Source organism: Massilia sp. 01N410, from assembly GCF_056399665.1.
Genome location: NZ_JBFTRV010000028.1, coordinates 16,600 through 35,780 on the forward strand (window position 1 = coordinate 16,600; position 19,181 = coordinate 35,780).

A 19,181-nucleotide genomic window follows, 5' to 3' on the forward strand; every position below is an offset into this window, starting at 1 on the left:
ACGGGTGGCGTTCGAGCATGGAACGGGATCGGTGATAGTGCGAGAGAATTTCCTGGAAGGAAAACTACTCGACAGTAATCGGCCCGCTATTCTACCGGACCATTCCGGCAATCAGTGCGAATCCGTTAAAATCATGGCTTCGAATATTTCGCAATGACGGAGAAGTCAAAACATGAACGAGAAGACCATTCCTGTGGTGGAACTGGAAGCCAAGGACCTGCCGGCCTACTGCCCGAACCCGGCGATGCCGTTGTGGTCGTCCCACCCGCGCGTCTTCCTGGATTTCGATCATCACGGCCACGCCAAGTGCCCCTACTGCGGCACCCAGTACCAGCTGAAGCCGGGCACCGTACTGTCGCACCACTGATCGACACTACTTTAGCCCCGTCCTGGCCGTGAGCCGCTACTGCGCCGAGTGCAGCCCCCTGTTCGAGGGCATGCCCGGCTATCGGGCGCCGTTCTGGCTCCCCGGCGGCGACCTGCAGACGATCTACCCGGCCGTCCGCATCGCGAAGCCCGACGTCGCCTTCCGGCGTGAACGCTGGGATACGCCCTGCGGCCAGGATTTCATCGACGTCGATTTCGTCGACGGACAGCCGGGGGCGCCGTTCGTAATGCTGTTCCACGGCCTGGAAGGCTCGTCGAACAGTCATTACGCGCGCGCCCTGATGGCGGCTGTCCAGGCGCGCGGCTGGCAAGGCGCGATCCCGCATTTCCGCGGCTGCTCCGGCGAAGCCAACCTGGCGCCGCGCTTCTATCACTCCGGCGACGCCGAAGAGCTCGACTGGATCATCCGCCGCCTGCGTCCGCGCTTCGACGGTCCCTTCTACGTGGCCGGCGTCTCGTTGGGCGGCAATGCCCTGCTGCGCTGGCTGGGTGAGCAGCAGCATGGCGCCGACATCGTCGATGCGGCCGTGTCCGTGTCGGCCCCGCTCGACCTGGCGGCCGGCGGCGCGGCGCTGTCGAGCGGTTTCAACCGCCTGTACACGCGCATGTTCCTGGAAACCCTGAAGCCCAAGGCGCTGGCCAAGCTGGAGCGCTTTCCCGGCCTGTTCGACCGCGCCGCCCTGCTCGCCTCACGCGACCTGTACAGCTTCGACAACGTCGTCACCGCGCCGCTGCACGGCTACCGCGACACCGACGACTACTGGCACCGCGCCAGCGCCAAGCACGTGCTGCACGACATCACCGTGCCGACCCTGGTGCTGAACGCGCGCAACGATCCTTTTTTGCCGGGCAAGCACCTGCCGGAAACGGCATCGCGCGCCGTCACGCTGGAATATCCGGAGACCGGCGGCCACGTCGGCTTCCCGGCCGGTCCTTTCCCCGGCCGCAAGGCCTGGCTGCCGCGCCGCATCCTGCACTTCTTCGACGAAGTGCGGGGACAGGCGCACGCGCGCGCCGGCGCCAGCACGACTATGCCAAGCTTGACCTCATGGACGACATCGTAAAACAGGCAATGGCCAAGTGGCCGAACGTGCCGCACTGCTATGGCTGGCTGGCACTCGACGCGCGCGGCGTCTGGCGCATGCGCGACGAAACCGCCCAGCGCGCCGAAGCGCCGGGCGACAAGCTGACCAATGCCGCCCTGGTCGGCTTCATCAACCGCAACTACCTGCATGACGAGCGCGGCTGCTGGTATTTCCAGAACGGCCCGCAGCGGGTCTATGTAAACCTGGAAGCCACGCCCTTCATCGCCCGCACCGATCCGGCCCAGGGCCTGGTCCTGCATACCGGCCAGGCGATGGCGGCGCCGGAACAGGTGTTCATGTTCGAGACCGGCAGCATCGCCTTGCGCGCCGGCGAACAGCTGGCCCAGCTCGACGACCGCGACGTGGCCCAGCTGCTGCAGGCGATGGAACTGGACGGCAAGCCGGTGGCGGACGAAGGATTGATGGCCTGGCTCGAAGGCGGCCCGGGCCGGCTGGCCCTGCGCTGGCAGGGCCGCGAGATCGCGGTGGAACGTGTGACGCTGGAAGAGGCGGCGCAGCGTTTCAGTTTCGTGCAGCGACCGGACCTCTTGATCGTTCAGAAATAATATTTCATTTTTGACAGTAAAATGAAAGATTGTTTCATTGGCTGCGGCGCTGCTGCATCTTGCGTTCGAGCGTACTCATCGAGCCGATATCATCGCCGAAACCGGAGCGGGTATCGTTGCCGAAGCCGGGCGCGCTGCCCGAGCTGCTCTCGATCTTGAATGTCGGCTTGCCTTCCGCCAGGTTGTCGCGGTCTTTCTTTTCCTTCTTCTCGTCCTTCTGGCGCTGCTGCAGCTCGCGCTCGCGGGCGTCGATCACGGCCTGGTCGTAGAAGGACACGTCCTGGGCCTTGCGCGCCATGTTCAGCTGGTCGACCGCGGCCGGCACCGCGCCGGTCAGTACATAGGATTCTGCCAGCGCCATGTGCTGCAGCGCGATCTTGCCCTGGGCCGCATAGGTCTTGGCCAGCTGGTCGTAGAGCTTGGGCTCCTCGCGGTACTGCTGGACCTGGTCGCGGAGGAAAGTAGCCGCCTGGTCCAGCTTGCCGGAAGCGATCATCGCGTCGGCGTACTGGCGCGCCAGCATGCGCGACAGCGGGAACTTCTGGTGCGCCTGCTCGGCTTCCTGCGCCGCCTGCGCCAGCACTTCCGGCGGCTGGCCCGGAGCCAGCTTGATCTCGGTGCCGAGGCTGGCGAACATGGCCGCGCCGTCCGAACTGGTGCGCTCGGCGGACAGCACGCCCGGCCGCGGCTTCATCGAAGCCTTCGCCTTGTCGAGCCAGCTCTGCGCCAGCTTCAGGTCGCCCTGCTTGAGCGCGAGGAAGGACAGGCCGTACATGGCGGCGGTCTGCTGCTGGGTGTTGTCCTGCCTGAGCTGGGTTTCGAACGCCCCCTTGCTGTCGTCGTAGCCCTTGGCGCTCGGATCCTGCAGCACGCGGGCGCGGGCGCGCACCAGGTGGAATTCGATGGAATCCGGGCGGATGTGGCCGGGCTTGGGCGCTTCGCGGATCCGGTTCTGGATGTCGGCGATGCGCTCGCCGGTCAGCGGGTGGCTCGACAGCCAGGCCGGCGCCTCGCCGTACAGGCGGGTCGTGCCCTGCAGGCGCTTGAAGAAGGACACCATGCCGGAAGTGTCGTAACCGGCCGCGCGCATGGTCTGGAAGCCGACGCGGTCGGCCTCGCGCTCGGCGTCGCGGCTGAAATTCAGCTGGCGCTGGATGGCCAGGCCCTGCCCGCCCATCACCACGCCCATCGCCGCATCGGCGCCGCCGCCGGCCTTGCCGACCAGCGCCGCCAGGATCAGCGCCGCCAGCGGCAACAGCGCATCCTGCTTCTGCTGCCCCAGCATGCGCGCGATGTGGCGCTGCTGCACGTGGCCGATCTCGTGCGACAGCACCGAGGCCAGCTCGGACTCGTTCTGCGCCGCGATCAGGAGCTGCGAATGCACGCCGATGAAGCCGCCGGGCAGCGCGAAGGCGTTGATCATCGGATCGCGCACGGCGAAGAAGAAGAAATCGGCATTCGTCTCGCCGCGCGCGCCGGGCGCGAAGGAGACCAGGTTCTCGCCGAAATTGTTCAGGTACTCGACGATGGCATCGTCATCGATGTAGTCGCGGTCGCGCCGGATGTCGTTCATGATCTCCTCGCCAAGCTTGCGCTCGATGACGGGAGACAGGTCGGCGCGCGCGGCATCGCCGAGCGTCGGCAGGGTGGCGTCCGGAGTGCGCAGCACGGGCGTGGCCGGCACGGTCGGCGCCGCCAGCGCGAGGGTGGCGGTGGCGCCCAGACAGATGGCGCTCACGAGCGAGCGCCAGCGCAGGCGGCGCGAGGTGGTCATTCCTGATGGTGAAAGCTGCAACATCGCTGGATTCGGGGTCGATTTCACGGTGCTATCATACCTTCTTCCGGCCCATTGTCACCGCTGGACCATATTCCGCTTAACGTTCTCTTAATATTCGATTACAACAATATGTCCACCCAGGATTCGCCACTGACCCACTTCGACGCCACCGGCCAGGCCCATATGGTCGACGTCGGCGCCAAGCAGGAAACCCATCGCATCGCCGTGGCCGCCGGTACCATCCGCATGAAGCCGGAGACCCTGGAGCTGATCCGCTCCGGCTCTGCGAAAAAGGGCGACGTGCTGGGGATCGCGCGCATCGCGGCGATCATGGGGGCGAAGCGGACCAGCGACCTGGTGCCCTTGTGCCATCCGCTGGCCATCACGCGGGTGGCGGTGGATTTCGAAGTCGACGCTGCTGCGAATGCCGTTCACTGCCGCGCCCAGGTCGAAACCGTCGGCAAGACCGGGGTCGAGATGGAGGCGCTGACCGCCGTGCAGGTCGGGCTGTTGACGATTTATGACATGTGCAAGGCGGCCGATCGCGGCATGGTGATGACCAATGTGCGGGTGCTGGAAAAGCACGGCGGCAAATCCGGCGACTGGACCGCGGCGGTGTAAGCCCCTACTTCGGCGAAAACGCCATGCACCAGCCATCCGGGCTGACCGGCCCGGCGACGATATTGCAGGTCCCGAGGGCCTGCCCGGCCGCCGGCGGAACGAAGGCCGTGCAGTTCGCGCAGTGCTTGCCCTCGTTCGGCCGGTCCTGGTAGTGAAAGTCCTCTTTTCGCGCCGTACCTGCGCGCGCCGCAGTACTCCCGCCGGCCAGCGGCAGCACCAGCAATACCGGCAGCGCGGACGCCATCGTCCCCAGCACGCGGCGGCGTGCCAATTGATACTCATCCATGATCGACTCCTCTCGAGGAAAGCGGGGGCTCAGAACAAGGGTTAGAACATGAACCATCCCAGCAGATAGACGGTGTCGTTGTCGGAAGCCTTGCGGCCGAAGCCGTCGTAGTTCGTCCTGGCGCCGTTGAACTTGTCGTAGTGCGTAAACTGGAGCATCAGGCGGATGTCCCGGCGCGGCAGGTAATTGAATTCCAGGATGGTGCCTGAACTGTTGGGACTGCCGTTCCCGCTGCCGGTGATCGCTTCGCCCGTGTTATAGAGGCCGTTATCGGCCGTGCCGTGGATATTGAAGCGTCCCAGGTTGATGCCGTATTTCTTGTCGTAGTAATAGCTCGCCTTGGCCCGGAACGAGTCCAGCCTGTCGCTGTGGTTGCTGGCCGATGCATTGGGATTCCAGGTCTGCCATTCGCGCGTGTAGTCGAACTGCGCCGAGATCCGGTGCCGGTCCGTGATGTACTGGTATTGCGCATCGACGCCGATGTCGCGGAAGTGATCGGTCGGCCCCGTCAGCAGCTGGTTATCGGGGAAGACCTTGGCGACCAGGCCATAGGTGCCGATCATCGCCGACTGCTTGCCGCCCTCCCATTCGTGCTGCAGCGCCAGCCGCCAGTAGGGGTTGTAGCCGTCCAGGGCTGCCGCGCTGGCCTTGTCGATGCCCAGCCTCAGCGGCGAGAACAGATGGTTGCTGGTGCGGTAGGCCGTGACTTCCGCATACAGCGTGTTCCGCCACAGGGCATAGACGCCGCCGCCGGCCACTTGCTGCCCCAGGTTTTCGATCAAGGGCGCGGCCGCGGGCACGTTCGCCGTCGGCGACGAAGCGTACGGAAAGCCCCAGGTGCTGGTCGTGTTGTAGACGTCCTGCACCTGCGGGTTGTTGTGCAGGGTGAAGCCGTAGAGCAGGTCGTCCTTGCCCAGGCTGAGGTGGTTCGCGTAGCGCAGGTCGACGTTGTCGATGCTGGCACGGTGTTCGACACCGTCGTAGGTCGCCTGCGAAAAGATGCCGACATGGTCGCTGAGCTTGCCGTTAAAGAAGAGGCTCACCTGCTGCAGCACGACGTCGCGGTCCATTGGAAAGTTCTGCCTGAAGCCGGCGTCGGCCTTGCTCGTGCTCGAATATCCCACCTGGAGCATGCCGGCCACCGGCAGGGTCAGCTTCTTGCCCAGCGTGTAGCCGTTCAGCTTGAACTGCCTGCCGGTAGGCGTGAGTTCGGGCCAGCTGAAGTGGCAGGTAAAGCAGTCCAGCCCGGTCTGGCGCGCGAAACTGGGAACCGCCTGGGCCGGCATCGCGCTGCATGCCAGCAGCGCGCCGGCAAGTACCGCACGCCACGGAATCTTGATGGAAGTTGTCATGACGATGCCCTCGCTGGGATTGACTCGAACCCCGCGCCTGTCATGTGCAGGCGCAGGAGGTGTCGGTTAATCCCGCCCGCGGGCAGCGGGGTTCATCCCGTCGATGCTTGACTTGTGTGGGGAATTGGCAGGTATGATGTGCACACACCGGAGGAGTGGATGCGCAAAGACCCTCTTTACCGCAAGGCCGGCATGAGCGTCAAAGACGCCATCGGCATTGCCCTCGCCGCCGCCGGCCTGGTGCTGTCGGCCCTGGGCCGGTCCGTGCTTGGCCAACCCGCCCTGCTGTACGGTGGGACGCTGCTCATCATCGGCCTCCTCATCGTCTACCTCGCCAAGCGGCAGCGGCCAATCGACGAGAATCTGGAGGACCTCAATTTTTCGGGCGACGGCGACTATCTGTCCGGCTCGCACGGCCCCGATCTCCCCGACGACTAATTCCCCATCATCCTTTCCACATGTTAAATTGCTTCTTTTCACAGAAGCACGAGGACAGGATGAAAGTACGTTTGCTTGCGCTGGCAGCCGCCGTTGCCGCGACCTTCGCCACGACCGCCGTCACCATGGCGCCCGCCGCCGTGGCCGCGCCGCGCGGTTTCACGGTCGAGGACCTGGTGACGATGGAGCGCGTCGGCACGCCGGCGGTGTCGCCCGACGGCAGCCGCATCGTCTACACGGTACGCAGCACCGACATGGCGAAGAACAAGGGCCATACCGATCTGTACTTGGTCGACCTGCGCGCCGCGAACGCGAAGCCGCAGCGCCTGACCTCGGATGCGGCCAGCAGCACCGATCCGGAATGGTCGGCTCTAGGGGATGCGATCTATTTCCTGTCCGCCCGTTCGGGCTCGTCCCAGGTCTGGCGCATCTCGCTGGCGGGCGGCGATCCGGTCAAGGTGACCGACATGCCGGTCGACGTCGACGCCTACCGCGTCTCGCCGACGGGCGACCGCATCGCGCTCAGCATGTCGGTGTTCCGCGACTGCCCGGACCTGGCCTGCACCAAGGCCAAGGCCGACGCCAAGGAAAAGGACAAGGCCACCGGCATGGTCTACGACCGCCTGTTCGTGCGCCACTGGGATACCTGGGCCGACGGCCGCAACGCCGTGCTCTACTCGGCGCCGCTGGACGCCGGCGGCCGCGTGAACGGCGCACCTAGCAGCCTGTCCGGCTCGCTGGACGGCGACGTGCCCTCGAAGCCCTTCGGCGACCGCGAGGAATTCCATTTCAGCCCGGACGGCAAGACCGTCGTGTTCTCGGTGCGCATCGCCGGCAAGACCGAAGCCTGGTCGACCAACTTCGACCTGTATTCGGTGCCGGCCGGAGGCGGCACGCCGAAAAACCTGACCGCGGATAACAAGGCCTGGGATACCAAGGGCGTGTTCTCGCCGGACGGCCGCACCCTCGCCTACCTGTCGATGACGCGTCCGGGCTTCGAAGCCGACCGCTACCACATCGTCCTGCTCGACCTGGCCAGCGGCAAGAAGCGCAACATCGCCGAGAGCTGGGACCGTTCGCCGGGCAGCATCCAGTGGGCGCGCGACGGCAAGGCCCTGATCGCCGACGCCGAAGACATCGGCCAGCACAAGCTGTTTTCGATCGACGTCGCCAGCGGCAAGGTCACGCCGCTGACCAGCAAGGGCTCGATCGGCGGCTTCGACGTGCGCGCCGACACCATCGCCTTCACCCAGGCCAGCCTGGCGTCCGGCGCCCAGCTCTACGCCATGAAACTGGGCACCGACAATCCGGTCAAGCTGACCGACCTGAACACCGACAAGCTGGGCGACGTGCGCTGGGGCGAGTACGAGCAGTTCTCGTTCAAGGGCGCGAACGGCGACACCGTCCATGGCTACGTCATGAAGCCGTGGAACTATGAGCCGGGCAAGAAATACCCGATCGCCTTCCTGGTGCACGGCGGCCCGCAGGGCAGCTTCGGCAATGGCTGGAGCTACCGCTGGAATCCCCAGGTCTATGCCGGCGCCGGCTACGCGTCGGTGTTCATCGACTTCCACGGTTCGACCGGCTACGGCCAGAAGTTCACCGACGCCATCAGCGGCGACTGGGGCGGCAAGCCGCTCGAGGACCTGAAGAAGGGCCTGGCGGCAGCCGTGGCGAAATATCCGTGGCTGGACCGCTCGAAAGCCTGCGCGCTGGGCGCCTCCTACGGCGGCTACATGATGAACTGGATCGAAGGTAACTGGTCGGACGGCTTCAAGTGCATCGTCAACCACGACGGCGTGTTCGACACCCGCGGCATGGCCTACTCGACCGAAGAGCAGTGGTTCACCGACTGGGAAAACGGCGGCCCCTACTTCTCGGTGCCGGAAAAGCACGAGCGCTTCAACCCGGTCCTGCACGTGAACAAGTGGAAGACCCCGATGCTGGTGGTGCAAGGCGACAAGGACTTCCGCATCCCGACCGCCCAGGGCCTGTCGACCTTCACGGCCCTGCAGCGCCGCGGCATCGAGAGCAAGCTGCTGGTATTCCCGGACGAAAACCACTGGGTGCTGAAGCCGGCCAACTCGTTGCTGTGGCACCACACGGTCATCAACTGGCTGGACCAACACATCAAACCCTGAGCCCGCAGTCGGTCTTTCACCACATGCCCGCCTTCGCGCGGGCATTTTTTTCGTTTGCCATGCGAAAGGAATGACAAAGTGATATCATGTCAACTTACCGGCGCTACTGAATGTTTCTTGCGGCCGTCGGATATGCGAGCCAGAACCACGGAAAACGGACGATGAGCAGTATGCAGACAGAGCGCGAACTCAAACCCCAGGAGTTCGGATTCGCGGCCTTGAACCTCCAGGTCGGCGTCCGGCTTCAATTCATCACCTACCGCCGCATCAAGCCGATGCAATATTTCTCCACGCTCATCGGCTGGATGATGGACGAGTACCTGATCGTCAAGATCCCGCAGGAGAACGGCGTCCCGGTCGGGCTGGTGGAAGGCGAGCGGATCACCATCCGCGTGTTTTCGGGCGTGAACGTGTGCTCCTTCGCCTGTACGGTCGCGCGCGTCTTCGACCGCCCCCTGCTCTACGTCCACCTGTCCTTCCCCGACACGATCCAGGGCACCAGCCTGCGCACGGCGATGCGGGTCAAGGTCGACATTCCGGCCCAGGTGCTGCCTGCGCATCCGGATGCGGCCCCGGTCGGCTGCACGCTCACCAATGTCAGCGTCAACGGCGCACGCATCGAGTCGAACTGCAGCCTGCCGGAAGACGGCGGCGAGATCGAACTGGAATTCGGCCTGACCTCGCCGATGGATGAGAAGGAAGTGCGGGTAAGGACACGCGCGGCGGTGCGCAACGTCAACGCGCTGCGCCGCGATTCGGACGCAACGGAGATCTTCGCCTACGGCGTGGAATTCCTGAAGCTGGATCCGATGCACTTCACCATGCTGCAGAACCTGACCTATGAGGTGCTGCTGGCGGACCGGCAGAAGATCGTCTAGAAGTAGCCGGCCACCCACAAGCGTGGCCAATGCGTCTTCGGGTTGACCGCCAGCTCGGCCGGCGTCAGTGGCTCGTGAAGCGCATGGCCGACGACGCCTGGCGCGACCGCAACGGCCAGGCCTGCCGCTGCCGCAAGGGCCAGGCCGGCAATCAGCCAACGCAAGGTCCCGGCGCTGCCCGGAGCGGTAGCGTTCGACAAGGACCTGACCCAGCCGGCAGCCCAGCCGAGGTAGAGGACGATTGCCATCTGGCTCCCCGGCATCACGACCACGCCGGAGAACAACCCGTCCACCAGGATGGCGGCGCCGGTCGCCAGCAGGACGGCCAGGATCTGCTGCCCGTCCTGATCGGATGCGGCGATACGGGCGCCACTACGGACGAGGCCGCGCATTCCGAGCCCGATCGCTCCCAGCAGGCACAACAGTGCCGGCAATCCCCATTCGGCGCCGATCTGCAGCACGAAGTTGTGCGGATGGGCGCCCCAGCCCAGCGACGCACCATAGTGCGCGAAATGCTGGGGGCCTACGCCGAGCATGGGATGAGCGGCAATCAAGTCGAAGGACAACAGCCACAACAGGCTACGACGCGAGGTCGGATCGGCAGCCGTGCGCTGCAGGACGTTCGAGGCTGCATCGAAAGGACGTAATCCCGCCAGCATCGGCAGCAGGATAAAGCCCAGCACGTAGACGATGCCACCCGCCAGCGCAGCCAGCGCCATCGCCTTCAGGAAGCTGCGGGCATGGGCGCGGCGTACCACGAGCGCCATCACGCAGCCGGCGCTCAGCGCCAGGATGCTGGCCCGTGCTTCGCTGACGAACAGCAGCGCCCACCAGAATGCGGCCAGCGCAAACCATGCCCAGCGCAACACGCTTCGCTTGGGCGCCTGCAGATGGATCAGCACGACCAGCGGCAGCAGGACGGTCTGCACATGGTTGAAAAAGCGGATATTGCTGAAACCGACACCGAGTTCCTGCATGTCGAGCTGGTGACCGGCAGAAAGCGACGCGGCATACAGCAGCACCACACGCAGGGAATACAAGGCGCCGGCGGCACCCGCGCACTGCAGGACGGCCAGCAGCCCGCTGCCGCCTGCTCGGCCCAGGCCAGCCGCGAGCGAGGCCGCGGCCAGCAGCAGGAGCAGCAGCATCGACCATTCGTAGATGGCATGCGTTGGCGACCAGGCGTTCAGGGTCGAGACGGCGCCGATGGCAAAGAAGGCGCCCAGGCACAGGCGGGCAACCGGGTTCATCCCGGCGATGGTGTCCGCGGCATCGCGCCGCGTGACGATGAAGGCGGCCAGCAGCGCCAGCAGTCCCAGTTCGACGCAACGCTGGTCGTCATGTCCCGACGACCACAGGAAACCGGCGGCCATGGCGGCGATGACGAGCAGGGCCTGAATGGTGCCGTTCGGCTTCATTACGGCCATGGAAAAACCGACGGCGGGGCGTGCTGAAAGGGACATGGTAGTTCTGGCCTTGGACAGTGTCGCAGTGGGAACGGGAGCTGGAAAAGAAAAAGCCGCCCGGAGGCGGCTTCTTCATGTCAGGCGGGATTAGGTACCCGAAGCGGCCGGTTCGACGGAGTTCTTCTCGAACGCAGCTTTCACTGCAGTGTTGGTGCTATTCGAAGCGATCTTCCAGGTGACGGCGCTGGTACCCAGGGTCGGAGTGAAGATGACAGTGGTGTCGGCGGTGCCCTTGCCGATGTCGTTCAGGGTAGCGGTGACGACGCCCAGACCGGTAACGGTCATGCTCTTGACTTCCTTGGTCGGGGTGAATGCCTGGAATGCGGCGGCGTTGTCGGTGGTGTTGCACTTGTCGACCGCACCGGCTTCCTGTGCGCACATCGCAACGGCAGTCTTGAACGGATCAGCAGCCGACAGGGCGTTAGCAGCCTTGGCCTTGGCGGTGTAATCGCTGTAAGCCGGGATCGCGACGGCTGCCAGGATACCGATGATCGCGACGACGATCATCAGTTCGATCAGGGTAAAGCCGCCTTCGGCTTTCTTCATCATTTTCGGTGCTTTCATGGTATCTCTCCAGTTTTGGTACGGCATTTAAAGGGTGACTGCTTATCCGGGTGCTGCTTGCTTCTGCCCTTTTCTATATGCAACTGCCGTGCCAGGTCGTTTCCATGCGAAATCGTTAGCATGCATACATCAAAACGCCGTGCCAGCACCAATTTTTGTCAGTATTACCCTTTCCGTATGACAATTTTTGTCATGGCCAGCGGCAAAATTTGTCCAGGTGTCGAAAATTGTCGCGTGCCTGCAAAAAAAACGGGGAGCCGAAGCTCCCCGTTTCCGTTCCGGCTGAAGAACTGGCGGATTACAGCATGGCCTTCAGCAGGCGAGCCATTTCCGACGGGTTCTTGGTGACCTTGATACCGCAGGCTTCCATGATTTCCAGCTTGGCTTGCGCGGTGTCGGCGCCGCCCGAGATCAGCGCGCCGGCGTGGCCCATGCGCTTGCCCGGGGGAGCGGTAACACCGGCGATGAAGCCGACGACCGGCTTCTTCATGTTGTCCTTGATCCAGTAAGCAGCGTTCGCCTCGTCCGGGCCGCCGATCTCGCCGATCATGATGACGGCGTCGGTATCCGGATCGTCGTTGAACATCTTCATCACGTCGATGTGCTTCAGACCGTTGATCGGGTCGCCGCCGATGCCGACTGCCGACGACTGGCCCAGGCCCAGCGCGGTCAGCTGACCGACCGCTTCATAGGTCAGGGTGCCCGAACGCGAGACGACGCCGATGCGGCCTTTCTTGTGGATGTGACCCGGCATGATGCCGATCTTGATTTCGTCCGGGGTGATCAGACCCGGGCAGTTCGGGCCCAGCAGCAGGGTCTTCGAACCGGCCTTGGCCATGCGATCTTTGACTTCCATCATGTCGCGGACCGGGATGCCTTCGGTGATGCAGATTGCCAGGTCGAGTTCGGCTTCGACGGCTTCCCAGATCGCGGCGGCGGCGCCTGCCGGCGGCACGTAGATCACGGAAACGTTGGCGCCAGTGTTCTGCTTGGCTTCCTTGACGCTTGCGAAGATGGGGATACCCTCGAAGTCCTCACCGGCTTTCTTCGGGTTCACGCCGGCCACGAAGGCTTCACGGCCGTTCGCGTAGTCGCGGCACATGCGGGTGTGGAACTGGCCGGTCTTGCCGGTGATACCTTGGGTGATGACTTTGGTGTCTTTGTTAATCAGAATCGACATGTTATTTCCTTTGCGAATTAGGCTTGGCCAGCAGCGGCGGCAACGACCTGCTTCGCTGCGTCTTCCATGGTGTCGGCCGAGATGATCGGCAGGCCGGAATCGGCCAGCATCTTCTTGCCCAGGTCTTCGTTGGTGCCCTTCATGCGGACCACCAGCGGCACCTTCAGCGAGACGGCTTTCGATGCGGTGATCACGCCTTCGGCGATCACGTCGCAGCGCATGATGCCGCCGAAGATGTTGACCAGGATGGCTTTCAGGCCCGGGTTCTTCAGCATGATCTTGAATGCTTCGGTGACTTTCTCAGCCGTCGCACCGCCGCCCACGTCCAGGAAGTTGGCCGGCTCGCCGCCGAACAGCTTGATGGTGTCCATGGTGGCCATGGCCAGGCCGGCGCCGTTCACCAGGCAGCCGATGTTGCCGTCCAGCGAGATGTAGGCGAGGTCGAACTTCGATGCTTCGACTTCGGCCGGATCTTCTTCATCCAGGTCGCGGTAGGCGACGATTTCCGGGTGGCGGAACAGGGCGTTCGGGTCGAAGTTGAACTTGGCGTCCAGTGCGATGACCTTGCCGTCGCCGGTCACGATCATCGGGTTGATTTCGGCCAGCGAGCAATCGGTTTCCCAGTAGGCTTTGTACAGGCCTTGCAGGTTGGCGCGAGCGGCGGCGATCGAGCCTTCCGGCACGCCGATCTTGCGGGCGACGTCGTCAGCCTGCGCGTCGGTCAGGCCGACCGACGGCTCGATCACGACGTTGTGGATCTTTTCCGGGTTGCTGTGCGCGACTTCTTCGATGTCCATGCCGCCTTCCGACGAGGCCATCAGGACGATCTTCTGGGTGACGCGGTCGGTAACCAGCGAGACGTACAGTTCCTGCTTGATGTCGGCGCCTTCTTCGATCAGCAGGCGGCGGACTTTCTGGCCTTCCGGGCCGGTCTGGTGGGTCACCAGCTGCATGCCCATGATCTGGTTCGCGTATTCACGGACCTGGTCGATCGACTTGGCGACCTTGACGCCGCCGCCCTTGCCGCGGCCGCCAGCATGGATCTGCGCCTTGACTACCCAGACCGGGCCGCCCAGCTCTTCAGCTGCCTTGACGGCTTCGTCCACCGACATGCACGGAATGCCGCGCGGAACGGTCACTCCGAATTTTCGGAGGATCTCTTTGCCCTGATACTCATGGATTTTCATGCTGGCTTCCCTTCTTCTGTTACTGATTTAGAAATGCGGTTGAATAAATAGAGGCTACAAAAACCGGAATACTACCCCGACACCACCTTCAAGGCCCAGCGCGGGTAGTACTTGGCGACGGCGGGACCGTCGGTGCGCAGCGCATGACAGCGGTCGAGTTCATAAGGACGCTCGGCCGATTGCGCGGCTTCGCGGTTTTCCATGGCGTCGTCGGCAAAGGCCTGGATTGCCGCAGTGGGCAGGACCTGTGCCAGTTCGGTCAAATGGGTGCATCCGAGGACGCCGGACAGGCGGTCTTTCAGGTGCAGCCGGAAATGTTTCAGCAGCGACAAGCCAATCAATTTCTTGTAGGCGGGAGCGATGGTGTCGCAATAACCGGGATAGGGTACGGCATCTGACGAAGCTTCGGCGTCCGTGATGACCATCTCATGGTCGATGGTCACGCGCAGCCTCAGATCGTGCACAGGCACGCCTCCCGGGCGGGGGCCGGAAGGCAGGTCGATATCGTGGGTCTTGATGTCGCGGATGCAGGCGTCGAGGTCCCACAGCCCATCGTCGCGCGCGAACGCTTCAACGGTGATGGCGCGCGTGTGCCTTAGCTTACGCGGTGCGGGGGATGACAGGGGCATAAACACCAATGCCGGAATGCGGCGAAAAAAGTATGCAGCCGTTGTGCCTGATGCACGTTGCCGCAGCTTCTACGGCAACAACCGCTCTTGCGGCGCTGCTTAAACCATGAAAGTTTAGCACAGGGCGCCAGCGGATGCACCCGGCTGCCATTTTGACAGGCAGTTTGACAACACAGAAGTGCAAGCGCACAGCGTCAATCCGCCGTTGAGGAGGTGCCGCGGGCGGCACGTCGGCGGGTGGCGCTGTGCGCTTGCGCCTCAGCGTTGAAGCGTCGGGCCAAACCGAGGGTCACGATTCCTCGTCGTCCTCGTCTCGTCCCTGCATTGCGCTGCGGATCGCGCTCTGCGAAAAACCACGCGCCATGAGGAAGCGCATCTGTTTACTACGATCTTCGGCATCCTGCGGAACCCGGTTGAACTTGCGGCGCCACACTTCGCGGGCGCGGGCAATTTCGGTTTCCTTCAGGCCGGACTTGAGCTCGTCGAGTTCTTCGCCCTTCACGCCGTGCTGCTGGAGTTCCGCCAGCACGCGGCTGTTGCCGTAGCGGCCGGCACGGCGGTGCACCAGAGACTCGGCGAACCTTTCCTGCGACAGCCAGTTGTTCTTTTCGAGGAAATCGAGGAGGGCTTCGACGTCGTCCCCCTCCTCGGCATAGCGAGACAGCTTGCGCCCCAGCTCGATCCGGCTGTGCTCGCGCGTCGACAGATACTTCAACGCACGAGCCTTGAGACTCAGGACCTGTTTCACTGAGACGCTATCGAAGATTACTCTTCGCCGACAGCGGTCAGCTCGGCCGCACCGGCGCCGTCACCGGCAGCGACCGGCGCCAGTTCGCGCACGCCCAGGGCGGCGCGGACCTTGTTTTCGATCTCGCGGGCCAGGGCCGGGCGCTCGCGCAGGTAGATACGCGCATTGTCTTTACCTTGACCGATGCGTTCGCCACCGTAGCTGTACCAGGAGCCCGACTTCTCGACGATCTTGTTATCCACGCCCAAGTCGATGATCTCGCCTTCGCGGGAAGTGCCTTCGCCATACAGGATGTCGAAGTGGGCTTCCTTGAACGGAGGAGCGATCTTGTTCTTGACGACCTTGACCTTGGTTTCGTTACCGATCACCTCGTCGCCGGCCTTGATCGAACCGGTACGGCGGATGTCCAGACGCACGGAGGCGTAGAACTTCAACGCGTTACCGCCGGTCGTGGTTTCCGGGCTGCCGAACATGACGCCGATCTTCATACGGATCTGGTTAATGAAGATCACCAGGGTGTTCGTACGGTTGATCGACGCGGTCAGCTTGCGCAGCGCCTGCGACATCAGACGGGCTTGCAGGCCCGGCAGCGAATCACCCATGTCGCCTTCGATCTCGGCGCGCGGGGTCAGTGCCGCCACCGAGTCGATGACCACCATGTCGACGCTGCCCGAACGCACCAGCGCATCGGTGATTTCAAGCGCCTGCTCGCCGGTGTCCGGCTGCGAGATCAGCAGTTCGTCCAGCTTGATGCCCAGCTTCTGCGCATAGGTGACGTCCAGCGCGTGCTCGGCGTCGATGAAGGCGCAGGTGCCGCCCATTTTCTGCATCTGGGCAATGGTTTGCAGGGTCAGCGTGGTTTTACCCGACGACTCCGGACCGTAGATCTCGACGATACGGCCGCGCGGCAGGCCACCGACGCCCAGTGCGATGTCCAGGCCCAGCGAGCCGGTGGACACGGTTTGTACTTCCTCGACCGGCGCATTGGTGTCCATGCGCATGACCGAGCCCTTGCCGAATTGCTTTTCGATCTGCGCGAGGGCTGCTGCCAGCGCCTTGCCCTTCTCTGCTGCGTTTACTGCGGATTTTTTATCGTCCATGATTTACTTTCAGTCCTAGAGTGAACCAAGATAGGGACCGCTCGCGCGATTTCAATAGGAAGTACTGTATAAAATCCCAGTGGTTTTGGCAAGCGATATTTACCGCCATTTGATCAATTCGACATGTTGCGAGATATCAAACACAATATGCGGGTAAGCTAGGCTCAAACGACAAAACCAGGGGGAGATCATGCGTATTTTACTAGCGGAGGATGATAGCGTACTTGCCGATGGCCTGACGCGCTCCCTGCGCCAGTCCGGCTACGCGATCGACTGCGTGAAGAACGGCCAGGATGCCGACACCGCGCTGTCGACCCAGGAATTCGACCTGCTGATCCTCGATCTCGGCCTGCCGAAGCTGTCCGGGCTCGACGTGCTGCGCCGCCTGCGCGCGCGCGGTTCGCTGCTGCCGGTGCTGATCCTCACCGCCGCCGACTCGATCGAGCAGCGCGTGGGTGGCCTCGACGCCGGCGCCGACGACTACATGGCCAAGCCCTTCGCCCTCTCCGAGCTGGAGGCGCGGGTGCGCGCCCTGACCCGGCGCGGCCAGGGCGGCGGCTCGACCGTGATCCGCCACGGCCCGCTGGTGTACGACCAGGTCGGGCGCAGCGCCTACATCGACGACCAGATGCTGGACCTGTCGGCGCGCGAGCTGGGCCTGCTCGAGATCCTGCTGGCGCGCACCGGCCGCCTGGTGTCCAAGGAACAGCTGGTCGACCACCTGTGCGAATGGGGCGAGGAAGTGTCGAACAACGCCATCGAAGTCTACGTGCACCGCCTGCGCAAGAAGATCGAGACCGGCGGCATCCGCATCGCCACCGTGCGCGGCCTGGGCTACTGCCTGGAGCGCTATTCCGACAGCGCACGCAAGGCGCAGGCCGCCGGCAGCGGCAAGTAAGGCGGCGGGCAAGGCCGGCACATGAGGTCCCTCAAGCGGCGCGGCGCCGGCATCATCGCGCCCGAATCCGGCCCCGGTTCGACCTTCGATCCCGTGTATGTTCCTCCGCGGCCCGAGCCCGAGGAGAGCATGCAGCATTCGCTGTTCGGCGAGATCCTCGACTGGATGCTGGCCCCGCTGCTGTTGCTGTGGCCGATGAGCATCGCCATCACCTACCTGGTCGCGAAATCGATCGCCAACCAGCCCTTCGACCATGCGCTCGAAGACAGCGTCACCGTGCTGGCCCAGCAGGTCAAGGAAGTAAACGGCAAGGTGGTGGCGCGCCTGCCCGGCAGCGCGCGCGACTTCCTGCGTGCCGACGACGTCGACAGCGTCTACTTCCAGATCACGGGACCGCGCAACGAAGCCGTCGACGGCGACCGCGAATTGCCGCTGCCGCCGCTGGATGACGCCGAACGCAGCGGCCGCGTTCACTTCCGCAACGAGAGCCTGCACGGCACCCCGGTGCGGGTCGCCTATGCCTGGGTCAACCTGCAGCCCCTGCCCGACCCGGGAACGGGCGTCAGCGGCGAACCGCGCCTGGCCCTGGTGCAGGTGGCGGAAACCCTGGAAAAGCGCGCCCAGCTCGCCAACGAGATCATCAAGGGCGTGATCCTGCCGCAGTTCATCATCCTGCCGGTGATCCTGGCCCTGGTCTGGTTCGCGCTGTCGCGCGGCCTGTCGCCGCTGGCCCAGCTGCAGGAACGGATCCGCGCGCGGCCACCGGACGACCTGTCGCCGATCGATTCGCGCCAGGTGCCGGAAGAGATCTCGCCGCTGGTGGGTTCGCTGAACGACATGCTGGCGCGCCTGGCGCACACCATCGACGCCCAGAAGCGCTTCATCGCCGACGCCGCGCACCAGATGAAGACCCCGCTGGCCGGCATGCGCATGCAGTCGGAACTCGCCCTGCGCCAGATCGATCCGGACGAGATCCACCGCTCACTGGAGCAGCTGGCCAAGAGTTCGGAATCGGCGACGCGCCTGGTCAATCAATTATTGGCGCTGGCGCGCGCGGAAAACCAGCCGCATGCCGGCCTGGCGCTGGAGCCGCTCGACCTCGCGCTTCTGGCGCGCAGCGTGGTGCTGGACTGGGTGCCGGCCTCCTTCGCCCACGAGATCGACCTCGGCTACGAAGACCCGGACGGACCGCTGGAGATCCTGGGGGACGGCATGATGCTGCGCGAGCTGCTGTCGAACCTGATCGACAATGCGCTGCGCTATACCCCGCCGGGCGGCAGCGTCACCGTCCGCGTGCGCAGCGACGGCGGCCTGGCCCTGCTGGAAGTCGAGGACACCGGCCCGGGCATCGCACCGGGCGAGCGTCCGCGCGTGTTCGAGCGCTTCTACCGCATCCTCGGCAACAGTGCGTCCGGCTCCGGCCTGGGCCTGGCAATCGTGCGCGAGATCGCGCAGCAGCACGGCGCCGAGATCGAGATCATCTACAACCCGCGCAGCACCAGCAAGAAATACCCGGGCAGCCTGTTCCGGCTAACCTTCCCGCCACCACCCGCCCCACCCGATCCCGATGCAGACTGACAGCGTTCTTCCTCCTTCCCCGCCGCCGCGCGAGCGCATCCTCGCCGCGCGCGCCATGCACTGGTCGCGTGCGCGCAGGCTGATCCTGGTCCTGCTGGGGATCTGGCTGGCGACCGGCTTCGGCACCGTGTTCTTCGCGCGCGACCTGGCTCACATGTCGGTGTTCGGCTGGCCGCTGTCCTTCTACCTGGCGGCCCAGGGCGCGACGCTGATCTACCTGGCCATCATCGGCGTCTACGCCTGGCGCATGCGGATCCTCGACCGCGAGTTCGCACGCATGCTCAGGGACGGCGCGTGAGC

At 64.3% G+C, this 19,181-nt stretch carries 20 protein-coding genes; 10 read left to right on the plus strand and 10 right to left on the minus strand.

All coding sequences use genetic code 11. The features are described from left to right. Positions 1–172: 172 nt before the first annotated feature. The 3 genes from AC1DOP_RS25335 to AC1DOP_RS25345 all read left to right on the plus strand — a co-directional run bounded on the left by AC1DOP_RS25335 (position 173) and on the right by AC1DOP_RS25345 (position 2,038). On the plus strand, positions 173–367 hold the full coding sequence (locus AC1DOP_RS25335; protein WP_052234051.1) for a zinc-finger domain-containing protein: 195 nt from the start codon (positions 173–175) through the stop codon (positions 365–367). A 70-nt stretch (positions 368–437) separates the two neighbouring features. Beyond that, positions 438–1,451: a YheT family hydrolase gene (locus tag AC1DOP_RS25340; protein WP_477254066.1), complete on the plus strand. Its 1,014-nt coding sequence runs from the start codon at positions 438–440 to the stop codon at positions 1,449–1,451. After that, positions 1,436–2,038, plus strand: coding sequence for a DUF2946 family protein (locus AC1DOP_RS25345; RefSeq protein WP_477254027.1), 603 nt, complete (start codon positions 1,436–1,438; stop codon positions 2,036–2,038). Before AC1DOP_RS25340 ends, AC1DOP_RS25345 begins: the two co-directional genes overlap by 16 nt. A 34-nt stretch (positions 2,039–2,072) precedes the next feature. Here the strand turns inward: AC1DOP_RS25345 and AC1DOP_RS25350 are convergent, their stop codons facing one another. Next, complete coding sequence (locus AC1DOP_RS25350; protein ID WP_477254029.1) at positions 2,073–3,812, minus strand: M48 family metalloprotease; 1,740 nt, start codon at positions 3,810–3,812, stop codon at positions 2,073–2,075. 132 nt (positions 3,813–3,944) lie between these two features. Here AC1DOP_RS25350 and moaC point away from each other — a divergent pair, with 132 nt between their 5' ends. Continuing rightward, positions 3,945–4,436, plus strand: coding sequence for a cyclic pyranopterin monophosphate synthase MoaC (moaC, locus tag AC1DOP_RS25355; protein ID WP_442124282.1), 492 nt, complete (start codon positions 3,945–3,947; stop codon positions 4,434–4,436). 4 nt (positions 4,437–4,440) lie between these two features. Here moaC and AC1DOP_RS25360 read toward each other — a convergent pair whose 3' ends face one another. Then, positions 4,441–4,722, minus strand: a complete 282-nt coding sequence (locus tag AC1DOP_RS25360) for a high-potential iron-sulfur protein (protein ID WP_477254031.1) — start codon at positions 4,720–4,722, stop codon at positions 4,441–4,443. A gap of 41 nt (positions 4,723–4,763) precedes the next feature. Next, a complete protein-coding gene (locus tag AC1DOP_RS25365; protein ID WP_477254033.1) occupies positions 4,764–6,074 on the minus strand; it encodes a cytochrome C in 1,311 nt (436 codons plus the stop codon). 159 nt (positions 6,075–6,233) lie between these two features. Here AC1DOP_RS25365 and AC1DOP_RS25370 point away from each other — a divergent pair, with 159 nt between their 5' ends. From AC1DOP_RS25370 to AC1DOP_RS25380, 3 genes are all read left to right on the plus strand, one after another. After that, positions 6,234–6,512 carry a hypothetical protein gene (locus tag AC1DOP_RS25370; RefSeq protein WP_442124279.1) on the plus strand — a complete coding sequence of 93 codons (279 nt, stop codon included), beginning with the start codon at positions 6,234–6,236 and terminating at the stop codon, positions 6,510–6,512. A 59-nt stretch (positions 6,513–6,571) separates the two neighbouring features. Further along, positions 6,572–8,653 (plus strand): S9 family peptidase, encoded by a 2,082-nt coding sequence (locus AC1DOP_RS25375; RefSeq protein WP_477254035.1) that lies wholly within the window; start codon positions 6,572–6,574, stop codon positions 8,651–8,653. Positions 8,654–8,814: 161 nt separating this feature from the next. Next, positions 8,815–9,531, plus strand: a complete 717-nt coding sequence (locus AC1DOP_RS25380) for a flagellar brake protein (RefSeq protein WP_442124277.1) — start codon at positions 8,815–8,817, stop codon at positions 9,529–9,531. Here AC1DOP_RS25380 and AC1DOP_RS25385 read toward each other — a convergent pair. The 7 genes from AC1DOP_RS25385 to recA form a co-directional block, all read right to left on the minus strand. Then, the gene (locus AC1DOP_RS25385) at positions 9,528–10,958 is read right to left on the minus strand and encodes an O-antigen ligase family protein (protein ID WP_477254038.1); all 1,431 of its coding nucleotides are present in this window, start codon (positions 10,956–10,958) and stop codon (positions 9,528–9,530) included. The genes AC1DOP_RS25380 and AC1DOP_RS25385 overlap by 4 nt on opposite strands. Before the next feature lie 126 nt (positions 10,959–11,084). After that, complete coding sequence (locus tag AC1DOP_RS25390; RefSeq protein ID WP_442124275.1) at positions 11,085–11,561, minus strand: pilin; 477 nt, start codon at positions 11,559–11,561, stop codon at positions 11,085–11,087. 298 nt (positions 11,562–11,859) lie between these two features. Next, positions 11,860–12,741, minus strand: coding sequence for a succinate--CoA ligase subunit alpha (gene sucD, locus AC1DOP_RS25395; RefSeq protein WP_052234039.1), 882 nt, complete (start codon positions 12,739–12,741; stop codon positions 11,860–11,862). Between the two features lie 17 nt (positions 12,742–12,758). Then, entirely contained in the window at positions 12,759–13,928 is a 1,170-nt protein-coding gene (gene sucC / locus AC1DOP_RS25400) for an ADP-forming succinate--CoA ligase subunit beta (protein ID WP_442124274.1), read from the minus strand. A gap of 71 nt (positions 13,929–13,999) precedes the next feature. Next, a complete protein-coding gene (locus AC1DOP_RS25405) occupies positions 14,000–14,557 on the minus strand; it encodes a DUF2889 domain-containing protein (protein ID WP_442124273.1) in 558 nt (185 codons plus the stop codon). Positions 14,558–14,846: 289 nt separating this feature from the next. Further along, positions 14,847–15,305, minus strand: coding sequence for a recombination regulator RecX (recX, locus tag AC1DOP_RS25410; protein WP_442124272.1), 459 nt, complete (start codon positions 15,303–15,305; stop codon positions 14,847–14,849). A gap of 17 nt (positions 15,306–15,322) precedes the next feature. Continuing rightward, positions 15,323–16,405 (minus strand): recombinase RecA, encoded by a 1,083-nt coding sequence (gene recA, locus AC1DOP_RS25415; protein WP_442124271.1) that lies wholly within the window; start codon positions 16,403–16,405, stop codon positions 15,323–15,325. Between the two features lie 190 nt (positions 16,406–16,595). Between recA and AC1DOP_RS25420 the strand changes: the two genes are divergently transcribed. From AC1DOP_RS25420 to AC1DOP_RS25430, 3 genes are read left to right on the plus strand one after another with little or no spacing between them, the layout of a single operon-like run. Beyond that, entirely contained in the window at positions 16,596–17,303 is a 708-nt protein-coding gene (locus AC1DOP_RS25420) for a response regulator (protein WP_442124270.1), read from the plus strand. Between the two features lie 21 nt (positions 17,304–17,324). Beyond that, a complete protein-coding gene (locus tag AC1DOP_RS25425; protein ID WP_477254042.1) occupies positions 17,325–18,881 on the plus strand; it encodes a sensor histidine kinase in 1,557 nt (518 codons plus the stop codon). Beyond that, complete coding sequence (locus AC1DOP_RS25430; RefSeq protein ID WP_442124268.1) at positions 18,871–19,179, plus strand: DUF4212 domain-containing protein; 309 nt, start codon at positions 18,871–18,873, stop codon at positions 19,177–19,179. The genes AC1DOP_RS25425 and AC1DOP_RS25430 overlap by 11 nt, the downstream gene beginning before the upstream one ends. Positions 19,180–19,181 lie beyond the last annotated feature (2 nt).